The organism is Syntrophorhabdaceae bacterium, from assembly GCA_028713955.1.
Lineage (GTDB): Bacteria > Desulfobacterota > Syntrophorhabdia > Syntrophorhabdales > Syntrophorhabdaceae > UBA5609.
In genome coordinates, this window is record JAQTNJ010000372.1 from 1 (window position 1) to 2,500 (window position 2,500).

The following is a 2,500-nucleotide window of genomic DNA, read 5'->3' on the forward strand; positions in this document are numbered from 1 at the left end:
CTCCAGGGCGATGTAGGGTCAGGGAAGACGGTATGCGCGGTATTGGCCGCCCTCAGGGCAGTCGACAGCGGGTATCAGGTCGCCTTTATGGCGCCTACCGAGATCCTTGCCGAGCAGCACTACCTCACTATTCATAAGGCGCTGGAAAAGATGGACATCCCCGTTGTCTTTTTAAGGGGAAACCTCGGCAGGGACAGGAAAAGTGTCCTGAAAGGGATTGCGGAAGGCGCAATAACCGTCATTGTTGGTACTCATGCCGTTATCCAGCAGGACGTGGCATTCAAGAACCTCGGCCTGGTGATTATTGATGAGCAGCACAGGTTCGGCGTGCTGCAAAGAAAACTATTAAAGGACAAGGGACTCATGCCGGATGTCCTTATGATGACGGCAACGCCTATCCCGAGGACGCTGTCCATGGTCGTCTACGGTGACCTCGATGTCTCTCTCGTTGACGAGATGCCGAAGGGGAGACAGAAGATCCGGACGAAGGTGTACACGGAGAAGGATAAAGAGGCTGTTTATAAAATGGTTGGGGGAGAGGTCAGGGAGGGAAGACAGGCATACATCGTATATCCCCTTGTCGAGGAATCAGAAAAGATGGAACTTCTCAATGCCACGGAGATGGCTGACCATTTACAGAAGGTAGTGTTCCCGTCGTTCAAGGTGGGGCTCCTCCACGGCAGGATGAAGGCTGAAGAAAAAGAAGAGGTGATGTTTCAATTCAAAAACAAGGTGATAGATATCCTCGTCTGTACTACGGTCATAGAGGTAGGGATCGATGTGTCCAACGCAACGATGATCGTTATAGAGCATGCGGAGAGGTTCGGACTTTCTCAGCTTCACCAGCTCCGAGGCAGGGTAGGCAGGGGTACCCACCCTTCGCAATGCATTCTCATTGCCGGTGACAAGAAGACCGGTATTGCCGCAAAAAGGCTGAGGATCATGGAAGGGACGACGGACGGTTTCAGGATCGCGGAAGAGGACATGAAGATCAGGGGGGTGGGCGATATGCTCGGGGTGAGACAGTCAGGGATACCAAAATTCAGGGCAGGTGATATAATAAGGGATATGGATATCATGCTCCGCGCACGAAAGATTGCCGGCATGCTGCTCGATTGTGCATCAGGAGAAGATATTGCAAGGCTGAAAGGTATTATATCAGGGAGATGGAACGATGAATTGAATTTTTCGGATATCGCGTAAGATTCGCCATGAGGGCTTATAGTTATATTAAAAAAGGGGGTCTAATGAAGACACGAAGAAAGGCGAAGATAGTCTGTACCATAGGTCCTGTATCGGGCAGTGACAGGATGATAGAGAAATTAATACTTGCCGGAATGGATGTGGCACGGCTGAACTTCTCCCACGGCGACCATCAATTCCACGGGCAGCTCATAGAAAGGATCAGGAAGATCGCGAGCAAACTGGACAGACATGTGGCGATACTTCAGGACCTCCAGGGGATCAAGATCAGGGTAGGGGAATTACATGACGGGAAGGTTCACCTGGTGAAAGGCAGCGAATTGATCATAAAAACAGGAAAGGGCAGGGGAGATGATAAAAATATATACATCGATTTTCCCTGGCTGATAGAGGATGCGAAGGTCGGAGACACGATACTCCTCGATGACGGCCTGATAGCCCTTGAGGTATTGAAAAAGTCCCGGGGTTCATTGATAACCTCTGTTGTGGAAGGCGGGATACTGAAAGAGAGAAAAGGGGTGAATCTTCCGAACATGAAGGTCAGCGCACCGTTCTTTACAGAGAAGGACCAGCAGGACCTTGAATTTGGTATCAAGATGGATGTTGATTATGTAGCGTTGTCTTTTGTGAGGAGCGTGAATGATATCCTGATGGTAAAAAAGTGGCTTGCAAAAAAGGGGATTATCATACCGCTGATAGCGAAGATAGAAAAGGGCGAGGCAATCAAGGATATTGACAGGATCCTTGACGAGGTTGATGGGTTGATGGTCGCGAGAGGCGACCTCGGTGTCGAAATGCCCCTTGAAGAGGTGCCCATGTTCCAGAAGATGCTCATAGAAAAGGCGAACAGGAAGGGGCGCCTTGTCATTACGGCAACGCAGATGCTCGAGTCAATGACCCAGCACATGAGACCTACTAGAGCTGAGACAACGGACGTCGCAAACGCGGTTATCGATGGGACTGATGCCCTCATGCTTTCCGCTGAGACCTCAGCAGGGAAATATCCAATCGAATCTGTCAAAGTAATGGATCGTATCATCACCTTCACGGAAAATTCACGGGTAAGCGCAATGCAGCAGAGAGAGAACATGCCGATGGGCAATGTGATCCAGGAATTCTCCGGTGCCGTGGCCCATGCAGCGTCAAAGGCCGCCGAAGAGGTCAGCGCCCGGTGGATCGTAGTGTTCACAAGGTCAGGGTTCACGGCACGGCTTATTTCAAAGTTCAGACCGAAAACACCGGTTATCGCCTTTTCACCGGAGCACAAGGTAGTCAGGCAGATGGCAATATATTGGGG

The 2,500-nt window shown here is 50.5% G+C and carries 2 protein-coding genes; both read left to right on the forward strand.

What is annotated here, in order from left to right; translation table 11 throughout:
• Positions 1–1,203: ATP-dependent DNA helicase RecG (locus PHU49_17220; GenBank protein ID MDD5245751.1), on the forward strand; the 1,203-nt coding region annotated here is incomplete at its 5' end.
• A 44-nt stretch (positions 1,204–1,247) separates the two neighbouring features.
• On the forward strand, positions 1,248–2,500 hold a 1,253-nt coding region (gene pyk / locus PHU49_17225; protein MDD5245752.1), incomplete at its 3' end, for a pyruvate kinase.